Source organism: Pseudomonas sp. PP3 (genome assembly GCF_905336995.1).
Taxonomy (GTDB): domain Bacteria; phylum Pseudomonadota; class Gammaproteobacteria; order Pseudomonadales; family Pseudomonadaceae; genus Aquipseudomonas; species Aquipseudomonas reinekei.
Genome location: NZ_HG995459.1, coordinates 3,679,112 through 3,695,959, shown reverse-complemented (window position 1 = coordinate 3,695,959; position 16,848 = coordinate 3,679,112). Strand labels below are relative to the sequence as shown.

Here is a 16,848-nt window from a genome sequence, read left to right as displayed (position 1 = left end):
TCATTACTTTTTCAAGGATCAACAGCATGTCCCAAGCTACCCAGGAACCATTGCGCGTCGTCTTCTGCATCGGCATCACCCAGAACTTTTTCGACCTGCCCACCGGTGAAGGCCTGAGCGTGTGGAAAGGCTTCAGCCAGATGATGGGCGACCTCGGCGCGATGCCCGGCATCACCGTACTCGGCGCCATGGACGACGACCGCTTGATGGTCGGCCCGTCGACCACTTCGCCGTGGACCGTCTACATCATGGCCGACGTCGACTGCCACCAGTCGGTGATCGACGCCTGCAACCTGTTCCGCACCACGCCGGTCGGCCAATACAGCCTGTGGCGCTACGCCAAGATCGAAGCGCGCATCGGTCGCCCGCTGACCATCCCTGATGCGGCCAAGGTGTAAGCCATGAACGAGGCCTTGCTGCAGCGTCTGGCGACGCTCGAAGGGGAAAGTGCCGTGCGCCGCTTGATGGCGCGCTACATGGACCTGTGCGATGTGCCGCGGGCGGCGATTCATCTGGGTCAGTTGGCGCAATTGTTCACCGAAGATGCGATCTGGGAAGGCCTCGGCACCCAGACCGCACAGACCTTCGGTCAACACCGTGGGCGTGAGGCGGTGGCGGCGTTTGTCGGCGGTTATCTGCCGCCGTCCGATCATTTCAAGCTGAACCTGCATTACCTCACCAGCGAGTCGATCGTGGTTGACGGCAGCGGGGCGCAAGGGCAATGGATCATGCAGCAGATTTCCACCTATGCCGATGGCCGCAGCGAGTTGTTCGGCACCCGTTTGAACATCGATTTTCGTTGTGTCGACGGGGTCTGGCTGATCGCGCATTTCCGCACGCAACGGCTGTTCAATACGGGGCTTTCCATCACAGAGGCGGATGCATGAGTACTTTCATCAGCGAATTTCTGCTCGGTGGCAGCGGTAAACGCGTGGCTATCAAGGATTCCATCGACATCGCCGGCCATCCGACCCGTTCGGGCAGCCGTGCGTTTGCCGAGGCACCCGCCGCCAGCAAAAACGCCGAAGTGGTCGACGCGATCCTCGACGCTGGCTGGCAGATCGTCGGCAAGACCAACCTGCATGAACTGGCCTTCGGCGTCACCGGGATCAACGACTGGACCGGCACACCGATCAACCCGCAAGCACCGGATCGCGTGCCGGGCGGCTCGTCCAGCGGTTCGGCATCCGCCGTCGCCGCAGGCCTGGCGGACATCGCCATCGGCACCGACACCGGTGGTTCGGTGCGGGTGCCGGCCGCGTGCTGTGGCGTGGCCGGGCTCAAGCCGACTTACGGTCGGGTCAGCCGCGTCGGTGCGCATCCGCTGGAATCGAGCCTCGATTGCGTCGGGCCGTTCGCCAGATCCATGGCTGACCTGATCGCGGCGATGCAGGTGATCTGCCCGGGCTTTATCGCTCAAGGCGTGCCAGGCGAAGGCGCCAAGGTCGGTTTCCTCGACGTGGCCTGCGACCCGCACTTGAAAGCCTGCCTGGGTGCCGCCGCCGACCGTGCCGGCTGGCTTCGCAGCCACCTGCACCTGAGCGAGTTCGAAGCGGCATTCGCTGCCGGCCTGACCGTGATCAATTTTGAAAACTGGGCGGCCTTCGGTCATCTGACCGGCAAGGGCCTGATCGGCGCTGATGTGGAAACACGCCTGCTGGCGGCCAGCCGCACCACCCGCGAAGACCTGGCCCAGGCCGAAGCCGTGCGCACCGCATTCACCCAACAAGTGGATGCGGCGCTGGAAGACTTTGCCGTGTTGCTGTTGCCGACGCTGCCGACCCTGCCGCCAACCCTCAGCGAAGCCCGCGCCGGCAGCAAAGCCGTGGCCGGCATGACCCCGCTGGTGCGGCCGTTCAACCTCAGCGGCCACCCGGCCCTGACGGTACCGGTGGAACTCGATTGCGGCGGGCTGAAGGTCGGACTGCAGATCGTTGGCCGCAAGGGGCAGGACGAACAAGTCTGCGCCTTCGGTGCGCAGCTGCAACAAAGCATGGCCGGTGAACGCGCCGGCGCTAAAAACAAATCATAAAAAGAAGCCATGAGGAGAACCGCATGAGCACTCATGAATATCAGCTGATCGCGACGTCGAAAAGCCCTGAAGAGCTGGTCCAGCATGACCGCGTCGACGTCTCGCTGTACAACGACCCGGCGCTGTTCGAAGCCGAGCTGGAAAAGATTTTCTACCGCACCTGGGTGTGGGTTGCCCACGAAAGCGAAGTGCGCAACAGCGGCGACTTCAAGACCGCCACCATTGGCCGTCGCCCGGTGATCGTTGTTCGCGACAAGAAGAACACCATCAACGTGCTGGAAAACCGCTGCCGCCACCGTGGCGCCACCGTGTGCGAGAAGCACAAGGGCAACGCCACCGGTTTTACCTGCCCGTACCACAGCTGGTCCTATGGCCTGGATGGCAAGTTGCGGGCGCTGCCATATCCGGATGGCTACGAAGGCATTCTGGAAAAGTCGGAACTGCCGCTGACCAGCCTGCGTGTGGAAAGCTATGCCGGCATGGTCTTCGCCAGCTACAACGACGAGATCGAACCGCTGGAAGACTTCCTCGGCGGCGCCAAGCACTGGATGGACCTGTTCATGAAGCAGGGCGCCGGTTACCCGATCAAGACCCAGGGCGAACACAAGTTCAGCTTCAAGGGCAACTGGAAGATCCAGCTGGAAAACACCACCGACGGTTATCACTTCCCGATCGTGCACAAGTCGTTCATGTCGTCGGTGGATGAAGAAACCTCGGAAATGCTCTCGTTCATGACCGACGAACAAGCCGTGACCCACTCGCTGGGTAACGGCCACAGTGTGATGGTCATGGTGCCGGAGCACGTCGATCTCGATCACGACGACGGCACCGAACAGCTGCAAGAGCGTTTCGCCCACGTCACCGAAGAACTGTCGAAAACGATGCCGGCCGATCAGGTCCGTCGCATCGTGCGCTCGCTGCACGGCGCCGGTTTCAACCTGAACCTGTTCCCCAACGTGGCGATGTCGATGTCGTTCTTCCGCGTACTGCGCCCGGTGTCGGTCACCGAAACCGAGATCCGCCACGTGGCCCTGGGCATGGACGGCGGCCCGGAAATCGCCAACCGCGAACGCATGCGCATTCACGAACACTTCCAGGGCCCGTTCGGTTTCGGCAGCCCTGACGACGCCGAAGCCTGGGACCGCGTGCAGCGTGGTTCGTACGCCGGTGTCGACGCGCCGATCCTGGTCAACCGCGGCCTGAACCGCGAAATCACTGCCGAAAACGGCGACAAAGTCAGCCACGCCACCGATGAAGGCGGCATGCGCGGTGCCTACGACATGTGGAAAAGGATGATGAGCCAATGAGCAATCACGACACCCTGAACGGTTTTTCCGGCCCGTTGGCCCAAGCCATCGAGTTCATCTGGCGCGAAGCCGAACTGCTCGACCACAAGCACTACGCCGAATGGGCGACCCTGTGGAGCGAAAGTGGCAAGTACATTGTGCCGATCGACCCGGACACCGAAGATTTCGAAGCGACCCTCAACTACGCCTACGACGATGCACGCATGCGTGATCTGCGCATCGAACGCCTGACCGCCGGCTACTCGCCGTCGGCGGTGGATGCGGCGAAAACCATCCGCACGGTTTCGCGTTTCCGTCTGGTGGAAGCGGCCGGGGACATCGTCGAAGTGAATTCCGCGCAGTTGCTGTACGCCTACAAACGCGGCGTGCACACACCGTTTGTGGCCGACCTCAATCACCGCATTCGTTTCACCGATGGCGTGCCGTCACTGGAGCGCAAAGTGGTGCGCCTGATCAACTCCACCGACAGCCTGAGCGCGCTCGGCTTCCTTTTGTGAGGACACCATCATGAGTCGAGTAGCCCTTGTAACGGGTGCCTCGCGCGGACTGGGCGAGTGCATCGCCCGTCGTCTGCATGCGGCGGGTTATCGCGTCGGCCTGGCGGACGTGCGCCTCGAAGGCGTGCAACGTCTGGCGTTGGAACTCGATAGCAGCGGCGCCAGCGCCATGGCCATCGAGCTCGACGTGCGCAGCAAAGTGGCGTTCCAGCAGGCGCGGGATCTGCTTGCCGAGCGCTGGGGCGGCACTGACATTCTGGTGAACAACGCTGGGGTGTCGAAGGTTGCAGCGCTGATGGATATCACGCCGGAAGAGTTCGACGAGTCGATGGCGATCAACCTGCGCGGCACCTTTGTCGCTTGCCAGGTGTTCGGCGCGCACTTCGCCGAGCGTGGCTTCGGGCGCATCGTCAACATCGCGTCCCTGGCCGGGCAGAACGGCGGCACCGCCACCGGCGCACATTACGCGGCCGCCAAGGGTGGCGTGGCGACCCTGACCAAGGTCTTCGCCCGTGAACTGGCGCCGCAAGGCGTGACCGTGAACAGCATTTCGCCCGGTCCGCTGGACTTGCCGGTGGTGCGCGAAACGGTGGCCCCGGAGCGTCTGGAACAGATCCTGAAAATGATCCCGGCCGGCACCCTCGGCGACCCGGCGTTCATTGCCGACAGCGTGCTGCTGTTGATCGCCGACAACGCCACCTCCGTAACCGGCGCGTGCCTGGACGTCAACGGCGGCTTGTTCATGCGCTGAAAATTGTGGCGAGCGAGCTTGCTCGCGCTGGGCTGCGAAGCGGCCCCAACGTTTTCAGCAACACCGAATATTTTGCGATTGCTGCGCAATCGAGCGGGAGCAGGCTCCCTCGCCACAAAAGCTGTGCCAGACCCATGACTTAACCGAAACAACAGTATTCAGGTGATGCAATGATGAAGGTGAAGATCGAAAGGATCGTCGACGAAGCGCTGGATATCCGCTCCTTTCGCCTCGTGCGCAGTGACGGCCAGCCGCTCGACACCTATGAGCCGGGCGCCCACGTCGACCTGACCGGGCCGACCGGCGTAACCCGCCAGTATTCGCTGTGCAGCCCGCCCCAGGACCGCCGCGCCTATCTGGTGGCGGTGAAGAAAGAAGCGCAGTCTCGCGGTGGCTCGCTGGCGCTGCACGAGCAAGTGGAAGAGGGCATGGAGCTGGAAATGGGGGCGCCGCGCAACCTGTTCCGTCTCGATGAAAGTGCCCGCGAACATGTGCTGTTCGCCGCCGGTATCGGTGTGACGCCGCTGCTGAGCATGGCGTATCGACTGGCGGAAAGCGGCCAGCCGTATCGCCTGCATTATTTCGCGCGTTCGGCGCAATACGCTGCATTTGCCGAGCTGTTGGCGACCCATTTTGCCGACCATGTCGAGTTCCACTACGGCATCGAGCCTGCGGATCTGGACGGCGCCTTGAGCGCATGCCTGGCGCGCGCCAATCCGGCGGCCCACGTCTACACCTGCGGTCCGGCGCCGTTCATGAACAAAGTGGTGGAAGTGGCGTCCCGCAGTCGCCCTGACGATTCGATCCACCTCGAGCACTTTGCCGCAGACCCGGCCGCCAACAGCGCCCCGGCCGGCACCTTCGAAGTCGAACTGGCCAGCTCAGGCGTGGTGCTGCAAGTGCCGGCCAACACTAGCCTGGTCGATGTGTTGCAGGCCCATGGTTGCGACATCGATACCGAGTGCCGCGAAGGCATCTGCGGCACGTGCATCGTCGAGGTGCTGGACGGTGTGCCGGAACATCGCGACAACTGCCTTTCCAACAAGGAAAAGGCCTCCAACAAGCAGATTTGCGCCTGCGTTTCCCGGGCACTTTCCGCTCGTCTGGTATTGGACATCTAAGCGCTTTCTTCACTGGAAAGCTGACGCCGGAGCCTGTTGAATGGCGCCCGACGGCCATCGAGGGAGGCGATGGTTTTCAGATATAACCGTGTTACCGAACCGCTCGATGAAGCGGTGGAAAAATAACAACAAAAACGTGAGGCTTTGCGGACATGACTACAGCATCGGCGGTGCGCAACGAGGCGTTCGAAAGTTGGTTGAGCCAGGTGAACCAGGCCTGTGGGCGTTTCGATGCCCGGGCGCTGGACACTGATTTCTACGGCGAACTGGCGGAGTTTCGCAGCGGCGCGATCAACCTCAGTGTGGTCGACATGGCGCACGTGCATTTGTACCGCACCAGCAAGGATGTCAGCACCAGCAGCGACGGCCATTATTACGCGGTGTTCCAGATGCGCGGCAGCTCGCGACTGGAGCAGGGCGACCACCGCGCACAACTGGGCTGTGGCGACATCGCCCTGATCGACGCCAGCCGCCCGAGCGACATGATCTACAACGACGATTGCCGACAGCTGTCGCTGATTCTTCCGCGGCAGGTGGTCGAGCGTGGGTCGCATTTCAATGGGGTCAATTGCGCCACTCGGATCGCCGCCAGCAGCCCCCTCGCGTCGATGGCCAACAAGCTAGTGTTGGAGACCCGTCAGCAGGAAGGCCTGGACATGCAGGAAAGCGAAGCCGTACTCGATGCCCTGGCCAGCCTGTTGCTGCCGGGCATCAGCGCCCAGGACAGCGGCGGCGATTCCCATGAACGGCAATTTCGCAAGATCATCGCGTTCATCGACCAGCACATCAGCGACGAAGAACTCTGTCCCGAGCTGATTGCCCGTGAGGTCGGCGTTTCGGTGCGAGGCCTGTACCGGATGTTCTCCAAGCGCGGCCTGGTGGTGGCGCAATACATCAAGCACCGCCGCCTGGACTTCTGCGCGGAAAACCTGCGCCGCGCCGATGTCGAGCAGAAGCTCTCGGCCTTGTGTTATGCGTGGGGGTTCTCGGATTCCAGCTACTTCTCGTCGGCGTTCAAATCGCGCTTCGGCGTGTCGCCGGGGGCTTATCGCAAGCGGTATAGCCAGATCTGATCCGCCGGCATTGATGTTGAACTTGCCGTCCTCATCGCTGGCAGGCTAGCTCCCACAGGGATTTTTGCCGCGCGCAGATTTTGTGTTCGCTGGAGATCCACTGTGGGAGCTAGCCTGCTAGCGATGGCGGCCGAATGGCCGCCACAAATCCCTCAGTGCCGCACCGGCTCATCCACCGGCAAATGCAGCACTTCGCGCACCAGCATGGCGATGCTGGTCACACCCATCTTTTCCTTGATCTTGGTGCGATGCACGTCAACGGTCTTCACGCTGATGTTCAGCTCGCGGGCGATGACCTTGCTGGCCTTGCCATCGATCACCAGCATCAGCACTTCCCGCTCACGGCTGGTCAACAACGCCAGTTTGCCTTGCAGGTTCTGTCGCTGCTGCTGATCGGCCTGAGCATGCACCGCGGTCTTCAACGCGGCCTGGATGCGGTCGATCATCTGTTGCGGGTTGTAGGGCTTCTCGACGAAGTCCAGCGCACCGTTCTTCATCGCCGTGACCGACATCGGAATGTCGCCATGGGCCGAAACGAAGATGGTTGGCAGGGTGCTGCCGCGCTGATTGAGGATCTCCTGCAACTGGAAACCGCTGGTCTCCGGCATGCGCACGTCGAGCACCAGGCAGGCGGGCTGCTGGGGGTCGTATTGGCTGAGGAATTCTTCGGCGCCGGCAAAGCACTGCGCCTGCACACTGACGGACTCCAGCAGCCACGCCAGCGAAGTGCGCAGATCCTTGTCGTCGTCAACGATGTAAACAATCGGTTTGCGGGTTTCCATCAGGGCTGCCACGAAAGTCTTCTAATTATTGTTTTCGCACGCGAACGCGCGGCACGCATCGGCTCATCTTTCTGGAGCCTCTGCGCAGGATACCCACTGTCGCCGGCCCTTGCGATAAAGAAACCACCTAGTCGACTAGCGGAAACCCAACCTCATCATGGGGATCGTCAGAATGGTTGCGCCGCGGCCGGCGTCTTAGTCTTGTTCCATCACCTACGGGCCGCACGATGGCGGTCCTCCTGAAGGAAGGGGCATCGACATGGCCGACTTGAGCCAGCAGCAAATCGACTTTCGCAACGCCATGGCGCAGCTGCCTGCTGCGGTGAACATCATCACCACCAACGGCCCTGGCGGTCGTTGCGGCATTACTGCCAGCGCCGTGTGCTCGGTGACCGACTCGCCACCGACCGTGCTGGTGTGCGTCAACCGCAACAGCGCCACCCACGACGTGTTCCGCGCCAACGGCCATCTGTGCGTCAACGTGCTGTGTGGCGAACAGGAAGAGTTGGCCCGCCACTTCGCCGGCATGACCAAAGTGCCGATGGAAGAACGCTTTGCCTGGGACCTGTGGGACGACGGCGCGGCCGACGTGCCGGTGCTGCGCGACGCCCTGGTGCAGTTGGAAGGGCGGATCAGCGAGTGCAAGGAAGTGGGTTCGCATTCGGTGATGTTCGTGGAACTGACGAAGGTGGGCGTGCGCGAGCCGCGCGACAGCCTGGTGTATTTCAACCGCCTGTTCCATCGCGTCGAGCATGCCAGCGCGGCTTGAGGCTTGTGGCGAGGGAGCTTGCTCCCGTTCGGCTGCGAAGCAGTCGTAATTCCCGGCAATGCGGTTCATCTGGATAACCGCGTTGACTGGTTTTGGGGCCGCTTCGCAGCCCAGCGGGAGCAAGCTCCCTCGCCACAGGTGTTTTTGTATTTGCAGTGACTGTTGCAAATGTGGCGGTGTGTCAGGCGCGGGAGCTGTTGAATGTGCCACCGTCATCGCCAGCAGGCTGGCTCCCACAACCCCCTGTAGGAGCAAGCTTGCTCGCGATGGCGGACTAACAGGCAACATCATCCTCAGATCCGAAAACTCCCCACCAGCAGATTCAACCGCCCAGCCTGTTGCTCCAACTCGGTACAAGCCCGCAACGTCGCCTGCAAATTCTCCACGCCTTGCTGGTTCAACGTGTTGATCCGGGTGATGTCGACATTCAGCGCTTCGACCACCGTCGTCTGTTCTTCCGTTGCAGCGGCGACGGACTGGTTGACGTTGTCGATCTCGCCGATGCGCTGTGTGACGCTGCCCAGGCGGGTGCCGGCGAGGTTGGCGATGGTGACGCTTTCTTCGCTGTGCTGCTGGCTTTCGGTCATGGTGGTGACCGAGTCCCGGGCGCCGACTTGCAGTTCTTCGATCATCTGCTGGATCTCCAGCGCTGAGGCCTGGGTGCGTCCGGCGAGGCTGCGCACTTCGTCCGCTACGACGGCAAAACCGCGTCCTGCTTCACCGGCGCGTGCCGCTTCAATGGCGGCGTTGAGCGCCAGCAGGTTGGTTTGCTGAGAGATACCCTTGATCACTTCGAGGATCTGCCCGATGTTCACCGTCTTGTCGTTGAGCACTTCGATGTTGGCGCAGGACGCACTGATCTTGCCCGACAGTTCATTCATCACCTCGATCGTGCGTTGCACTACCTGGCGCCCGTCCTCGGCTTGTTGCCGTGCGGCGGACGCCTGGTGCGAGGCGTCGGAGGCGTTATGCGCGATCTCTTGTGCGGCGGCGCCCAACTGATTGATGGCCGCGGCCACGCTGTTGGTGCGGCTGTATTGGTCGTCGAAATTGCTCAGTGATGAGTTGGACGCCTCCAGCACCCGTCGGGCGCCTTCGTTGACGCCGTGGGCTGCCGACGACACCTCGCGCATCGACTGGTGAATACGTTCGACGAAACGGTTGAACGCCGTCGCCAGTTGGCCAATCTCATCCCGCGATTGCACGTGCAGGCGACGGGTCAGGTCGCCTTCGCCGAGGGAAATGTCCTCCATGACCCGCGTCAGCACCTGCAACGGCCGGGTAATGCGCCGGGCGGTGTACCCGATCAACAACAGGCCGAGCAACGCCGAGCCGCCGCCGAGCAACAGTTCCAGCGCAGTGCTTTGCACGCCTTGGGCGTCGAGTTCCTTTTGCAGAGTGGTTACGGGCGCCAGCAACACCTCTTGCGGCACGCCCACCAACACGCCCCACGGTGCGGCGTCGGCAATCGGTGGCAGCGGTTCGAGCACCTTGATCTGTTGCGAGTCGACAAACACCTTTGGCTGGCCCTGACGCAAAGCCTCCATCACCTCGGCGTTGTCCATCGGTTGGCCGAGTCGGCTCACATTCTGACTGTCGGCGGAGATCACGCCTCTGGGGCTGACGATGCTGATTTGACCGTGGCCATCGAACAGTTCAAACGCACTGGCTTCGCTGTTCTTTTGCAGGGCGGCGAGGTTGATGTCGAGGCCGACCACGGCGATGACCTTGCCGTTTTCCAGCAGCGGGAAGGCGACGCTGGTCACCAGTTTGCGGCTGCCGGAGGCTTCGTCGAAGTACGGATCCAGCACGCAAGCCTGACGGGTGTCACGGGCGCAGGTGTAGAAGGCGTTATACGGCGCGCCGCTCGGCCCGGGTTCGGTGTTGGCCAGCAAGCCTTCGTCACCGATCACGGCCTGGAGTTCGCCGGGTTTGCTCTGCACCCAGTACAACGAGAATCGCCCGTTTTCGTTGCTGCCCAATTCGGCCTGATTGGCGAAACCGGTGTCGGCGCCGTCCAGCGCATCGGGTTCAAAAATGACGTAAAGCCCGAGCAGGTCGGGCTTGTCGATCAGGGCCTGATGAAGCTGGGTATTCAGCTCCTGGCGCAGTTGTGGGGCGCTCAGTCGGCCCTGGTGCTGGAGTTGCCTGAGGTAGAGCAAATACCGCGACAACCCCTGGCCGAACTCGTGGGTTTGCATGAAGGTGCGTTGCACCTGCATGGCCTGGACTTTGCCCAGCGCCTGCATGTGTTCCCTGGCGGCGTCGGCGAGCATTTCGCCGCTGGCCTCGGCCACTTGCCGGCTGCTTTTGTGCGTCTGATAGAGCGACAAGCCCATCAGCAAACCGACCACCAACAACAGACAGAGACCGGCGAGCAGGGCGATCTTGCTCTGGATCGTAAGGAATGTTTTGCGCATTGGAAAAGCCTTTTTCCATGGGGGCAGTGGATGCGCCACTGCCCCGTTATGGCTTAGAAAGTGGTGGCGAAAATCAGCTGGCTATAGAGGTTCTTGTCGTTGTTGCCCAACTGCGTGCCGCCCTGATCGGCGCTCTTGTCCGGCTGGAACAGGCCAACCAGCGGCATCACCGTGATGTGGTCGTTGAGGTGCCATTCGGCATACAGGTCGATTTCGTGGCCATCGGTGTTGCCCAGGTCGCGGTCGATGGTGTCGAAGTTGAAGTACATCGCGCCCACGGTCAGGTTTTCCAGTGGCGAGACAGTGAACTTGAGCTGCTGGATGCGCGAGTTGGTGTTGAACGGGCCGGCGTAGTTACCCGCCACTTCACCCTGGAACCAGGTACCGAAGCCACGACTGAAACCGTAGAACAGCGTGTCATAGCCTTCCGAAAAGCGGCTGTAGCGGTAGCCGGCATACGGCGTCCATGGGGCTTCGGAAAAGGTCCAGCCGGCCTCCAGATACCAGGCGTCCTCGGTGGCGGTGTGAGGTTTGTCCTGCTTGGCGTATTCACCGGACAGGAATAGATCTTTGACCCCGGCATTGCCGGTCGCACGCAGGCTGTAGGTCTTCATGCCGTCGCGTTCGAGTTGCGCAGGGGACGCGTACTGTTCGTCGATGTCTTTGGTGTCGACGTAGGTCACGCCAACGGTGCCGGCTTCAGACACGTGCTCCAGGGTGCCAACGTACATTTCGGTCATGGCCTGGGCGCGGTTGTTGGACTTCAACCACATCAGGTCGCCGCGCCAGCCTTCCTTGCCACCGATGCGCAACACGGCGGTTTCGTCGAAGGCCTTGCGCGCGGCCAGCCAGTAGGCGCCACCGCGATTGAACTCGCCGTCGGCCAGGCCTTTGCCGAGGTTCAGGGCGTCGCCATTGATCAGGAAGCCGTCGCCGACGACGACGTTCTGCCGACCGAAAGACAGGTCGATGCCGTCGGCACCCAGCACCGGAAACAGGTCAGCCGAGCGCCAGCCGAGGTAGGCGTCTTCGAACCTGGTGGTGCGTTCCGAACCGTCGCTGAAGCCGGCCGCATCGCCGTCGCCCCAAGTGCCGGAGCTGAGCATGTTCGCCGCGCCGTACGCGGTACCCACACCGCCCAGGCCCTGGTCGAAACTCAAACCGTATTTGATGTAGCCCTCGCGCCACGACGAAGAACCTTCATCGAGACGTCCCGACAGGGCGTAATTTTCCTGACTGTGGAAAACGCCGAATACCGCTTCCAAGGTGGCGTTCAGGTGACTGTCGTCATCGGCGTAGAGTTCATAGGCTCCGGCCTGACCGGCGCTGATCATCAGCGCGAGCGAAGAGAGTCGAAGCAAGGGGGACTTGAGCATGGCAGGACATCCGTTCTTGTTCTTGAGCGCAGGTTTGCGGTCTGCCCGGATACTAAGTCGCGCCTTTTTTCGAGCCTTTTGCCTGTTTGCCAATTAGTTGGTTGTGCATGCCAGATTGATCGGTTTGGCACAACCGCCAACACAACTGGCACGCAGGGCAAAACCTGTCGGCCAGCGACCGCCCACAATCCCTCTCAACCTGCCGGTGCACCGCTGCCCCGGCACTTTCAGTGTTGGCGTTCGCTGGCTGGCGAGCGCGTGGATTTTCAAGGGCGTTTTCTTATGTTCACCACCCTGCGTTTGCCCCTTATCGGTTTGCTGTCATTGACCCTGGCTCAAGCCGCGCTGGCTGCCGATTGCTCACCGGTGCAAAGCCGGGGCGCCGAAGTGTTTGCCAATGAATGCGGGGTTTGCCATGCCGTGGCCAAAGGCGCGGCCGGCATGATGGGTCCGAACCTGGCGGGTGTGGTCGGGCGCAAGTCCGGCTCACTGGAAGGCTTCAACTATTCACAGGCCATGCGCAACAAGAACATCGACTGGCAAGCCGAGAACATCGAACAACTGATCACCCAACCCCAGGCCTACGTGCCTGGCACCTACATGCCCTACATGGGCATGGCCTCGGCGGACGATCGCCAAGCGGTTGTGTGCTTCCTCAAAGAACAACATTAAGCGGCTGGTTAATTTTCTGACCAACCAATCCCTGTGGGAGCTGGCCTGCCAGCGAAGGCGGCCTTGAATATTGCAGTGCCCGTGAAGGCGCATTCGCCGGCAAGCCTGCTTCTACATCTGAATAAAAAGGTGATTTATGAACAACGTTGAAATCCTGCCGCAGGTGGCTGCCTTCCTCGATCGCCGTCATGGCTGCTTCATCGACGGGCAATGGGTGTTTGCCGAAGGCGACAGCATTGCCGTGGTCAACCCGGCCACCGGGCAGACCTTGTGCGAAACCCTCGATGCGCCACTGGAAGTCGTCGAGCGTGCCGTGCAGTCGTCGCACAAGGCGTTCAAGTCCGGCGTCTGGTCGAGCCTGCGTCCGGCCGACCGTGAACGCATCCTGCTGAATTTCACCCGCCTGGTGGAGGAGCACGCTGAAGAGCTGGCGCAGCTGGAAACCCTGAGCCAGGGCAAGTCGATCAACATGGCCCGCGCGCTGGATTTGAACGCGACCGTGGAATTCATGCGCTACATGTCCGGCTGGGCGACCAAGATCGAAGGCCAGACCTTCGACGTGTCGATTCCGCTGCCACCGGGTGCCAGGTTCACCGCGTTCACCAAGCGTGAGCCGGTGGGCGTGGTGGTCGGTATCGTGCCGTGGAACTTCCCGCTGCTGATTGCGGCCTGGAAACTGATGCCGGCGCTGGCCACCGGTTGCACCGTCATCATCAAACCGGCGATGGAAACCCCGTTGACTGCCATGCGCCTGGCCGAACTGGCGCTCGAAGCGGGTATTCCGGCGGGGGTGTTCAACGTCGTCACCGGCGGTGGAGCTTCGGTGGGTGGCGTGCTGACTTCGCATCCGCTGGTGAGCAAAGTGTCGTTCACCGGGTCCACCGCCGTGGGCAAGAGCGTTGGCGTGGCGTGCATGGAAAACATGACGCGTTTCTCCCTGGAACTGGGCGGGAAAAACCCGATGATCGTGCTCGCCGATGCCGACATCGAAAAAGCCGTGCAGGGCGCAATTCTCGGCGGCCTGCTGAACAATGGCCAGGTGTGCGCGGCGGCTTCGCGTTTCTATGTGCATCGCTCGATTCACGACAAGTTTGTTGATGCCCTTGCGGCTGCTGTCTCGTCGATGCCCATTGGCGACGGCATGAACTGCGACGCGGCAATCAACCCGCTGGTATCGCGCAAACAACAGCAGAGCGTGCTCAAGCACATCGAGCTGGCCCGCAAGGAAGGGGCACGCGTGGTGACCGGTGGCGAGTTGCTGGAAGGTGACGGGTTCTTTGTGCAGCCGACCATTCTGGCCGACATCAACCACAGCATGGCCGTGGCCCGCGAAGAGGTGTTCGGCCCGGTGCTGGGCGTGATGCCGTTCGACGATGAAGACGCGGTAATCGAATTGGCCAACGACAACCGCTACGGCCTGGCCGCCAGCCTGTGGACCAACGACCTGGGCAAAGCCATGAACCTGGTGCCACGCATCGAAGCCGGTACGGTGTGGGTCAACGCCCACGTGCTGCTGGACCCGGCAATGCCGTTCGGTGGGGTCAAGCAATCGGGCATGGGCCGCGAGTTCGGACGTGCGGTGATCGAGGCTTACACCGAGCTCAAGTCGGTGTGCATCGCCCACTGACCAGTGGCTGCAGGGTGATCTGCGTCATGCGGTGGGTGGTTTTGCCAGATTAATCCCGGCGGCGCTCAGCCGTTTGAGAATCTCGAACAGCAGTTCGCTCTTGATCGAGAGCACCATGCGCGGGCTGCTGACATAACCGGTGACGGTCAGGGTAATGCCTTCAGGCTTGAGCTGGCTGAAGCGCACCACCGGCGCCGGTTTGTCCAGAATCGACTCGTGCTCGACATAAGTGTCGTACAGCAGCGTGCGCACCTGTTCCGGGTCGATGTCCAGCGGGAACATCAGTTCGAGTGACGTCACCCCTTGAGCGCTGCCGCCCAGGGTGACGTTGCGCAGGTTCTGTGAGATCAACTGCGAGTTGGGCACGATCACGATCGAACGGTCGGCCAGCTGTATTTCGGTCGCCCGTACGTTGATCCGGCGGATGTCGCCCTCGACCCCGCTGATGCTGATCAAGTCGCCGACCTTCACCGGGCGCTCGGTCAACAGGATGATGCCCGAGACGAAATTCTTGACGATCTCCTGCAAGCCGAAGCCGATGCCCACCGACAAGGCGCTGACGATCCAGGCCAGGTTAGTCCATTTCACGCCCAGCGAAGACAACATCAGCAACAGCACCAAGGCGTAGCCGATGTTGGAGAACAAGGTGCTGAGCGAAGCACACATGCCGGGGTCCATTTCGGTTTTCGGCAGGAACTCGTTGTCCAGCCAGCGGCGCAGTGAACGGATCAGGTAGACGCCGATGATCAGCGCGAGCAGCGCTTGCAAAAGGTTGGCGGGGACGATGTTCAGTTTACGCAGGCCGTCACCGCCGAGGATCGCCAGAATGTTGGTGGCCAATTGTCCCAGTGTCGAACCGACCCCGCCCACCAGCAGGGTGATCAGCGCAATCAGCAACAGGGCGGCGCGGCCGACGCCGGACAGGATGATCGAAATCTGTTCCAGGCGCGTATCGCCAATGCCCAGCAACTCCTTGATGGCTTTACCGGTGGCGTATCGGGGGGAAAACAGGAACTCGCAGCCGTCCTTGAGCATTTGGATCAGCAAGTAGAAGCCAGCAAAGATGATGAAAAACCAGACCAGTTCGTAAGTGATGAAGCGCGACAGCGACACGTAGCCGATGATCAAGGCGAGGAACGAAACCACGATCGCAATACTGGCGAAGGCATAGATCACACCGGCCAGGGTACGGCCTGCTTCGGGGGCAGTGCCGGCCATGACCATGGCCCGCCGCGTTTTGCTGACATGCACCAGCAAGGTCGCGATCAACGCTGAAATGATCAATGCAACCAGGCCCCTGACTGAAATCACCAACTGTGAGCTCATGCCGGTGGCATTGGTCATCTGCGCCAGCGACACCAGCACTAGCAGCGCAACTGCCAACCGCAAGGGATAAGGCTTGATCACCAACGCGAGCGGATCGGCAAAAGCCGGCAGCCGCCATGAAGGGTGCTCGGTGGACAGCAGCGCACGGCTCAGACCGGTAATCAGCACGCAGGTGTAGACGATCTTTTCAAAATCCTGGGAAAACCCGGTCAGTTGCGGCGTCAGGGGCAGCTCTCGGGTGACGGTAAAAAACAGCAACTGCAGGGCAATCCAGGCAGACAGAACCGTGGCCACCACCGAGGCCAGTGCCAAGGCGCTACGGCGCAGGCGACCTTCCGGCATTCGATGAACGCACAACCAGGTCAGCCCGCGTTCAGCCACCCTGCGACCGAAAAACCAGAACGCCAGGGCCACGGCGAGCAGCAGGCTGGTTAACAGGCGTTCGCCCGGTTGCCACGAGGCAGCCAGTGTGGCGCCGATCTGCTGAATGAATGCGTTGAATTTTTGCCGATCTTCCTGCGGCGGATTGAATAGCGGTGCCCAAAACCAGGGATTGAGCACGCTGCGGGTCTGCTGCGTTACTTCGGTTTCCAGCAGACTGCGGCGGATGGCGGCAATCTGGGTCAGCAGTTCGGCAGCGCTGGCCTTGAGGGTCGCCAGGGTTTTCAAGCGGGAGTCGACGTGGTTTTTTTGCTCGGTGAGGGCTGCCCTCTGGCTGGCAATTTCGGATTTCTCGAGCCCGGCATCGGGCAGGGGCGTTGGGCCCAGCACCGCCAACTGTGCCTGCAACTGAGCCTGTTCGGGCACTAACAGCGCCGTGAGCCGGTCAACTTCGCGGATAAGGGCCTGAACCAGATCCTGCGGGGCTTCCAGCTGACTGTAATTGTTGGCCTGGGACACCTGCTGTTTGAGATTGCCGAGCTGGGCCATCAGCGCGTCCAGATCGCTTTCTGAAACGCTGGCCGGCGCGGGCGTTGACGTGGCGGAAGACGGCGTGAGCGGTTCTGCCGCCGACAGCATCCCGACGTTCGGCCCGAACAGAAAAACGATGAAAATAACCAGGCTCAAAGCATTGCGCATCAGCGTGCTCGACTG

15 protein-coding genes are annotated in these 16,848 nt (G+C 61.6%); 11 read left to right on the top strand and 4 right to left on the bottom strand.

Annotation, left to right across the window (positions count from 1 at the left end; translation table 11 throughout):
- The first annotated feature begins 26 nt into the window (after nt 1-26).
- From KHO07_RS16675 to feaR, 8 genes are all read left to right on the top strand, one after another.
- Nucleotides 27-398 carry a hypothetical protein gene (locus KHO07_RS16675; protein ID WP_046040355.1) on the top strand — a complete coding sequence of 124 codons (372 nt, stop codon included), beginning with the start codon at nt 27-29 and terminating at the stop codon, nt 396-398.
- A 3-nt stretch (nt 399-401) separates the two neighbouring features.
- The gene (locus KHO07_RS16670) at nt 402-887 is read left to right on the top strand and encodes a nuclear transport factor 2 family protein (protein ID WP_150732491.1); all 486 of its coding nucleotides are present in this window, start codon (nt 402-404) and stop codon (nt 885-887) included.
- On the top strand, nt 884-2,032 hold the full coding sequence (locus tag KHO07_RS16665) for an amidase (RefSeq protein WP_150732492.1): 1,149 nt from the start codon (nt 884-886) through the stop codon (nt 2,030-2,032). The genes KHO07_RS16670 and KHO07_RS16665 overlap by 4 nt, the downstream gene beginning before the upstream one ends.
- 23 nt (nt 2,033-2,055) lie before the next feature.
- Nucleotides 2,056-3,339, top strand: a complete 1,284-nt coding sequence (locus KHO07_RS16660; protein ID WP_212624922.1) for an aromatic ring-hydroxylating dioxygenase subunit alpha — start codon at nt 2,056-2,058, stop codon at nt 3,337-3,339.
- A complete protein-coding gene (locus KHO07_RS16655) occupies nt 3,336-3,836 on the top strand; it encodes an aromatic-ring-hydroxylating dioxygenase subunit beta (protein ID WP_056853758.1) in 501 nt (166 codons plus the stop codon). The genes KHO07_RS16660 and KHO07_RS16655 overlap by 4 nt, the downstream gene beginning before the upstream one ends.
- Nucleotides 3,837-3,846: 10 nt before the next feature.
- Complete coding sequence (locus KHO07_RS16650; protein ID WP_150732494.1) at nt 3,847-4,587, top strand: SDR family NAD(P)-dependent oxidoreductase; 741 nt, start codon at nt 3,847-3,849, stop codon at nt 4,585-4,587.
- A 170-nt stretch (nt 4,588-4,757) separates the two neighbouring features.
- Nucleotides 4,758-5,708 carry a PDR/VanB family oxidoreductase gene (locus KHO07_RS16645; RefSeq protein ID WP_212624921.1) on the top strand — a complete coding sequence of 317 codons (951 nt, stop codon included), beginning with the start codon at nt 4,758-4,760 and terminating at the stop codon, nt 5,706-5,708.
- Between the two features lie 152 nt (nt 5,709-5,860).
- A complete protein-coding gene (gene feaR / locus KHO07_RS16640) occupies nt 5,861-6,781 on the top strand; it encodes a transcriptional regulator FeaR (protein ID WP_212624920.1) in 921 nt (306 codons plus the stop codon).
- A gap of 152 nt (nt 6,782-6,933) precedes the next feature.
- Here feaR and KHO07_RS16635 read toward each other — a convergent pair whose 3' ends face one another.
- The gene (locus KHO07_RS16635) at nt 6,934-7,563 is read right to left on the bottom strand and encodes a response regulator (protein ID WP_150733148.1); all 630 of its coding nucleotides are present in this window, start codon (nt 7,561-7,563) and stop codon (nt 6,934-6,936) included.
- Nucleotides 7,564-7,822: 259 nt separating this feature from the next.
- On the opposite strand from KHO07_RS16635, the gene hpaC reads away from it, so the two are divergent.
- The gene (gene hpaC, locus KHO07_RS16630; protein WP_150732497.1) at nt 7,823-8,332 is read left to right on the top strand and encodes a 4-hydroxyphenylacetate 3-monooxygenase, reductase component; all 510 of its coding nucleotides are present in this window, start codon (nt 7,823-7,825) and stop codon (nt 8,330-8,332) included.
- Between the two features lie 293 nt (nt 8,333-8,625).
- On the opposite strand, the gene KHO07_RS16625 is transcribed toward hpaC, so the two are convergent.
- Together KHO07_RS16625 and KHO07_RS16620 are read right to left on the bottom strand one after the other, a co-directional pair.
- Nucleotides 8,626-10,752: a methyl-accepting chemotaxis protein gene (locus tag KHO07_RS16625; RefSeq protein ID WP_212624919.1), complete on the bottom strand. Its 2,127-nt coding sequence runs from the start codon at nt 10,750-10,752 to the stop codon at nt 8,626-8,628.
- 53 nt (nt 10,753-10,805) lie between these two features.
- Nucleotides 10,806-12,128, bottom strand: a complete 1,323-nt coding sequence (locus KHO07_RS16620; protein ID WP_212624918.1) for a hypothetical protein — start codon at nt 12,126-12,128, stop codon at nt 10,806-10,808.
- A gap of 282 nt (nt 12,129-12,410) precedes the next feature.
- Between KHO07_RS16620 and KHO07_RS16615 the strand changes: the two genes are divergently transcribed.
- The gene (locus KHO07_RS16615; RefSeq protein WP_212624917.1) at nt 12,411-12,800 is read left to right on the top strand and encodes a c-type cytochrome; all 390 of its coding nucleotides are present in this window, start codon (nt 12,411-12,413) and stop codon (nt 12,798-12,800) included.
- Nucleotides 12,801-12,936: 136 nt separating this feature from the next.
- Nucleotides 12,937-14,427 carry an aldehyde dehydrogenase family protein gene (locus KHO07_RS16610; protein ID WP_150732506.1) on the top strand — a complete coding sequence of 497 codons (1,491 nt, stop codon included), beginning with the start codon at nt 12,937-12,939 and terminating at the stop codon, nt 14,425-14,427.
- Between the two features lie 24 nt (nt 14,428-14,451).
- On the opposite strand, the gene KHO07_RS16605 is transcribed toward KHO07_RS16610, so the two are convergent.
- Nucleotides 14,452-16,833, bottom strand: a complete 2,382-nt coding sequence (locus tag KHO07_RS16605) for a DUF3772 domain-containing protein (RefSeq protein WP_212624916.1) — start codon at nt 16,831-16,833, stop codon at nt 14,452-14,454.
- Nucleotides 16,834-16,848: the final 15 nt, after the last annotated feature.

What these genes read in the sequence shown, in the direction of transcription:
- KHO07_RS16675 (WP_046040355.1), top strand. Translation starts at nt 27, where the DNA reads ATGTCCCAAGCTACCCAGGAACCATTGCGCGTCGTCTTCTGCATCGGC.
- KHO07_RS16670 (WP_150732491.1), top strand. Translation starts at nt 402, where the DNA reads ATGAACGAGGCCTTGCTGCAGCGTCTGGCGACGCTCGAAGGGGAAAGT.
- KHO07_RS16665 (WP_150732492.1), top strand. Translation starts at nt 884, where the DNA reads ATGAGTACTTTCATCAGCGAATTTCTGCTCGGTGGCAGCGGTAAACGC.
- KHO07_RS16660 (WP_212624922.1), top strand. Translation starts at nt 2,056, where the DNA reads ATGAGCACTCATGAATATCAGCTGATCGCGACGTCGAAAAGCCCTGAA.
- KHO07_RS16655 (WP_056853758.1), top strand. Translation starts at nt 3,336, where the DNA reads ATGAGCAATCACGACACCCTGAACGGTTTTTCCGGCCCGTTGGCCCAA.
- KHO07_RS16650 (WP_150732494.1), top strand. Translation starts at nt 3,847, where the DNA reads ATGAGTCGAGTAGCCCTTGTAACGGGTGCCTCGCGCGGACTGGGCGAG.
- KHO07_RS16645 (WP_212624921.1), top strand. Translation starts at nt 4,758, where the DNA reads ATGATGAAGGTGAAGATCGAAAGGATCGTCGACGAAGCGCTGGATATC.
- feaR (WP_212624920.1), top strand. Translation starts at nt 5,861, where the DNA reads ATGACTACAGCATCGGCGGTGCGCAACGAGGCGTTCGAAAGTTGGTTG.
- KHO07_RS16635 (WP_150733148.1), bottom strand. Translation starts at nt 7,563, where the DNA reads ATGGAAACCCGCAAACCGATTGTTTACATCGTTGACGACGACAAGGAT.
- hpaC (WP_150732497.1), top strand. Translation starts at nt 7,823, where the DNA reads ATGGCCGACTTGAGCCAGCAGCAAATCGACTTTCGCAACGCCATGGCG.
- KHO07_RS16625 (WP_212624919.1), bottom strand. Translation starts at nt 10,752, where the DNA reads ATGCGCAAAACATTCCTTACGATCCAGAGCAAGATCGCCCTGCTCGCC.
- KHO07_RS16620 (WP_212624918.1), bottom strand. Translation starts at nt 12,128, where the DNA reads ATGCTCAAGTCCCCCTTGCTTCGACTCTCTTCGCTCGCGCTGATGATC.
- KHO07_RS16615 (WP_212624917.1), top strand. Translation starts at nt 12,411, where the DNA reads ATGTTCACCACCCTGCGTTTGCCCCTTATCGGTTTGCTGTCATTGACC.
- KHO07_RS16610 (WP_150732506.1), top strand. Translation starts at nt 12,937, where the DNA reads ATGAACAACGTTGAAATCCTGCCGCAGGTGGCTGCCTTCCTCGATCGC.
- KHO07_RS16605 (WP_212624916.1), bottom strand. Translation starts at nt 16,833, where the DNA reads ATGCGCAATGCTTTGAGCCTGGTTATTTTCATCGTTTTTCTGTTCGGG.